Source organism: Nocardia sp. NPDC004168 (assembly GCF_040610355.1).
In the GTDB taxonomy this organism is placed as follows: Bacteria; Actinomycetota; Actinomycetes; order Mycobacteriales; family Mycobacteriaceae; genus Nocardia; species Nocardia sichangensis.
In genome coordinates this window covers 1-4,691 of record NZ_JBEXME010000080.1, presented here as the reverse complement: position 1 = coordinate 4,691, position 4,691 = coordinate 1, and the positions used below count along the sequence as shown (strand labels likewise).

General features: G+C 64.4%; 4 protein-coding genes and 1 pseudogene. 2 read left to right on the top strand and 3 right to left on the bottom strand.

Annotated elements, in window-relative coordinates; translation table 11 throughout:
* Positions 1-24: 24 nt before the first annotated feature.
* Positions 25-288: a transposase gene (locus ABZW96_RS37300; RefSeq protein WP_355081571.1), complete on the bottom strand. Its 264-nt coding sequence runs from the start codon at positions 286-288 to the stop codon at positions 25-27.
* Positions 289-528: 240 nt separating this feature from the next.
* Between ABZW96_RS37300 and ABZW96_RS37295 the strand changes: the two are divergent.
* Positions 529-776 (top strand): annotated as a pseudogene (locus ABZW96_RS37295) (transposase); the annotation flags it as partial.
* A 267-nt stretch (positions 777-1,043) separates the two neighbouring features.
* Here the strand turns inward: ABZW96_RS37295 and ABZW96_RS37290 are convergent.
* Positions 1,044-2,087 carry a transposase gene (locus ABZW96_RS37290; RefSeq protein ID WP_355081567.1) on the bottom strand — a complete coding sequence of 348 codons (1,044 nt, stop codon included), beginning with the start codon at positions 2,085-2,087 and terminating at the stop codon, positions 1,044-1,046.
* A 207-nt stretch (positions 2,088-2,294) separates the two neighbouring features.
* Entirely contained in the window at positions 2,295-3,398 is a 1,104-nt protein-coding gene (locus ABZW96_RS37285; RefSeq protein WP_355081565.1) for an IS110 family transposase, read from the bottom strand.
* Positions 3,399-3,574: 176 nt separating this feature from the next.
* On the opposite strand from ABZW96_RS37285, the gene ABZW96_RS37280 reads away from it, so the two are divergent.
* Positions 3,575-4,618: an IS110 family transposase gene (locus tag ABZW96_RS37280; protein WP_355081569.1), complete on the top strand. Its 1,044-nt coding sequence runs from the start codon at positions 3,575-3,577 to the stop codon at positions 4,616-4,618.
* Positions 4,619-4,691 lie beyond the last annotated feature (73 nt).

Genomic DNA, 4,691 nt, shown 5'->3' with positions numbered 1-4,691 from the left:
ACCGCCCCGAATATCCGAACGCGATCAGCCCTTCGACGACCGCGATCCGCCTTTTGGGGACACCACCGCCTGCGCATCGAACAATTCGCAGGCGTCGCGAGTAAGTTTCAATTCGGCTTCCAATGCGGCGATCCGCTTCTTCGTCGATGCCAACTCATCAGCTTCCACGCTAGGAATGCCCTCCCGGACTCCCGCATCGACGAGAACCTGAGCCTTCCAGCGAAACAACGTAGCAGGCGAGATCCCGGTCTCCGCTGCAACTTCGGCGACAGGCTCGCCGGCTCGCAGCCGAGCGCACCTGCCGTCGCATCGCCAGCGAAAGGATTTCGGGCACCGTGACCTCCTGCGGGTCAGTCTGCCTCAACTCTCGAAACCACGGCCCCCTCAGCAAGGGCCAGATCAGATGGACCGACCTCACGGGGTCAGGTCAATGCCATCGTGGTCGGCGGTCGGGCACTCGGTCGGCACCGGGGCCTGGCACCATAGGATTTCCCTACGCGGTCAAGTGGGCGGGAAGGCTCGATGGCGATGATTACGAGGAAGAGGCACACTCCTGAGCAGGTCGTGCGCAAGTTGCCCTCGCCGATCGGCTGCTCGGCGAGGGCAAGGACGTCGCGGACGTGTGCCGGGCACTGCAAATCACCGAAGCCACCTACTACCGGTGGCGTAACCAGTTCGGCGGTCTGAAGGCCGATGACGCGAAGAAGCTCAAGGATCTCGAACGCGAGAACGCGGTGTTGAAACGGCTTTTGGTGGAGGCGGAGTTGGAGAAGGCGGGTTGAAGGAGATCGCCAAGGACGCTCCTGTAGATGTCAAGCCGGCGTTGGCGTTGGGAAATCGGCTCGAAGTGCTTGGAACACTTCGCGGGCGAGGTATCGTTTGAGTTCCTTGAGTCAAGTCCTCATGCTGTGAGGCGTTGTGCGGCATGGTGGATGGCTGGGTCGTAGGGAGTGCCGTGATGCCAGCAGGCCCAGATGACGCGGAGCCAGGCGCGGGCGACGATGCGGGTGGCATGCGGGTTGCGTTTGCCGCGTGCGCGGGCATTACTGTAAAGCTCTGCAGCCCACGGTGATTGCATGCGAGCGTTGTGTGCAAAGGCGGTGATGGCTTTGCGGGCCCGGGTGTTGGCTGACTCCGCTGGTCTTGCCCGAGGCTTTGGTAACCGGGGTGACGCCGCATTCGGCGCCGGCTTGGTCGACTGTGTCGACGCGGTCGAGGATCGGACCGATCTCGGCGAGCAATTGGGCCAGGTCGATAGTGCCGACGCCAGGGAGCGCGGCCAGCAGTTGGGCTCTCGGGTGCTCGTCGACGCGTTGCCTGATCAGGTTTTTCAGATCGGCAATGGCGGTTTGGATGCCGCGCAGCAACTGGACTTGAGTTCCGATCATCAGTGCCAGAGTGTCGGTGGGTAGGTGGGCGGCCGGAACGGCAGCGGCGTGTAACCGGGCCAGCAGCAGTGCGGCGGGTTTTCCGCCGCGGTAGGAGTTCCTGCGTAGGAATGCGGCCATGCGGACCTCGCCGAGCCTCGCCGCCGATTGGGGTGTGGGGTAGGCGGTGAGGAAGGCCAGCGCGATGGGCGAGGCCAGCGAACAGAACAGGTTTTTGGGGCCTGGCCAGTAGTTGTCCAGCAGAGATGCGAGCTGGTTGATCGCGGCGGTGCGGGCCTGAACCCGGTCGTCTCGGAGCCGGATGAGTGCCTGCAGTTCGCGCAGGCCGACATCGACCGGGTCGAGCCGACGCAGCCGGTGTCCGTCGGTGCGCAGGTAGTCGGCGAGTTTGTAGCTGTCGCCGGGATCGTGTTTGGCGCCCGAGGCTCCCCATCGCGGCCGCGCGGCATGAAACGCGGTCGGATGCACTGGAACGACCGGATATCCGGCAGCCAGCAAGCGGTCGACGATCAGCCCACTGGTCCGCTCGATGATCACCGGCAGGTCGGCGGGATCACCGTGACGCGTTAAACGAGCCGATGTCGTCGTCCACGCTTGCTCGGTGTGACTGAACGCCCAGCGATCCAGGACGCAACCGCGGTCATCGATGACTGTCACGTCATGGGTCTTACTCGCCCAATCCCAGCCGACGAACGGCATGCACAGCCTCCAGAGAGTTTCGCTGGTCAGGCCCTCGTCAGTCGAGGCTCCGGAGCCGGTTCCTCATTGTCGGCCCTCGATGGGGCATGTCCCTGACACTGGTCATCGGAGCCTCGGCGCACCAGGAGTGGCAGTACTCAAACTGGCCATCCGATGCGGCGCGGCAACGTGGCCATCTCCTGGTGCTGACCGAGGACCACGATCCGATCATCGGACCGCACCATCAATACTCACCCAATGAGGGAGCGGATGAATCTCGGGTTTGGTCTTGCCTTCGGTGGTGCGGCGGGCGACGTAGTCGCGGGTTCTCCCGTCGTAGCGCAGGCGCACGATCACTGCGGGGTGCAGGGCCTGGTTGGCTTGTCGATCACCGCCGCGGTGGAGGCGATGACGGACAGTCTTGCCAGAGGACGCTGGGATCGGAGCGACCCCGCAGAGGCGAGCGAAGGCCGCCTCGCTGATCGGTCGCCGAGGGTTGTCGCCAATCGAAATCACCAGTGCCGCAGCAGTATCAGGGCCGAGGGCGCAAATGTTCAGGGTTTTCGGAGCGACCTGCTCAAGCAGTCGATGCAAGTGTCGTTCTAGCAGGTCGGCTTGCTCGTGTGCCTGATTGACTCGTCCGGCGAGTGAGCGCAACGCCAGCTTGGTCGCCTGAAGTGGATCGGCGAGGCGGGCGGGGTCGGGCCTGAATGCGGTGCAGGTGGCCAGCAGTTGGGCGCGAGCCAGGCCGCGCAGCTGACTGCGTAGCGTTTCCGGGCTGGTCGTGATCAGGCCGCGCAGCGCGTTGAGTGCGGCGGTGGCGGTTTTGACCGCGTTGTTGCGTGCCACGCGTAGCGCGCGGACGGATTCGATCGCGCCGTTGCGCATTTTCGGTGCGGTAACGCCGGACTCGTCGAGGAGCCGCCGCGCTGCAGCGTAGGCGTCGATGGTGTCGGTCTTGCCGTGGGAGCGGCGTAGCCTGCGGTTCGGGCGGGCCACCTCGGCAACGTCGTGGCCGCGGTCGTGCAGGTAGCGCGACAGCTCGACTCCGTAGGATCCGGTGCCCTCGATACCGATCCGCGCGAGGTGTCCGAAGCTGGTGACCCAACGCTCGATGGCAGCGTATCCAGCTGAGGTGGTCGGGAATTCGCGGTCGGCGACCTTTTTGCCGTGCTCGTTGACGATCGCGACATGATGGGTGTCGGCGTGGGTGTCGACACCAGCGTAGATCACCGGGGCCGCGCAGCGGGTAGAGCTCATCGAGCAGGTGCTGCCTTTCTCGAGGATCGGCAGGTGCTGCGCGTGGTGCGGCGGGTCGGACAGGCCAGTCAAGGGCCGGCATCGGCGGCAGGCTCCTGACTTGTTAGATCACCGATGGACGTATTCGGGATCTGCAGTCTCGTAACGTCCAGGGTGTCGATCGGCGCAGGCTCGCAAGCTTCTTGCCGCCGTCTTCGGAGGTTGGCTCACTGATAGCGTGCCATGCCGGTCGACACCCGCCTTGCGGTGTGGCTCGACAGAGGCGTGGACGAAGGAACTTCAAGTCAGGATGCCCACTGCAGGCTCTCGCCTATTACGCCCGGGAACAGGAGCACTGCCACGTGGTCATTATCGGAATCGATCCGCACAAGTCGTCGTTCACCGCCGTCGTCGTCGACCGCAGCGGGGTCACCGTCGCGTCCCGCCGGTTCGTGGTCAACGCCGGCACCGCCACCCAAATGACCAAGTGGGGTGAGCAATGGCCCGAACGACAGTATGCGATCGAGGGCGCCAAGGGACTCGGCCGCGGCATCGCCCAGATCCTCGCTGCGCACGGCGAAGACGTCGTCGATGTTCCCTCCACGCTCGCGATGAAAGTCCGCGTCCTCAGCACCGGCGGAGGCCGCAAAACCGACCCCGACGACGCACGCGCCGTCGCGCTGACAGCCCTGTACCACAGCGGATTACACAAGGTTCACCGCGAAGACCAGACCACGATCCTACGGCTGCTGTCCGAGCGCCGCGACGACCTTGCGCACGAAAGAACGCGGGTACTCAACCGGTTGCACCAGCTGCTGCGTGAACTCATCCCCGGCGGTGTTCCCACCGGGCTGTCCGCGGACAAGGCAGCCGCGGCGATGCGGCGGATCAAACCTGGCACCGCCACCGACGCGTGCCGCCGGGACCTGGCGAAGGAAGTGCTCATCGACCTGCGACGTATCGATTCCAACATCAAAGCAAACGAAGCGCAGATGCGTGACGCACTCTCCGCTACCACTACGACTTTGCACGAGATCCATGGAATCGGCAGGGTCTTGGCCGCCAAACTTCTCGGGCACGTCGGGGACATCACCCGATTCCCATCCGCTGACCACTTCGCCGCCTACACCGGAACCGCCCCACTCGCTGCGTCCAGCGGTGAGAACCTACGTCATCGCCTCAATACCGGCGGCAATCGTCAACTGAACTCTGTGCTGCACACCATCGCCGTCTGCCAAAGTCGTGATCCCGGCCCTGGCCGCATCTATTACCAGCGCAAACTCGACGAAGGTAAGTGCCTGTGTATGAACTGATCGTTTTTCCTGTTGCGGCTGCTGCGGGTGGCTTATCGTCGAGGCGGGGTGGTTCGTGCGGGAGGCGGCGATG

What these genes read in the sequence shown, in the direction of transcription:
- ABZW96_RS37290 (WP_355081567.1), bottom strand. Translation starts at nt 2,087, where the DNA reads ATGCCGTTCGTCGGCTGGGATTGGGCGAGTAAGACCCATGACGTGACA.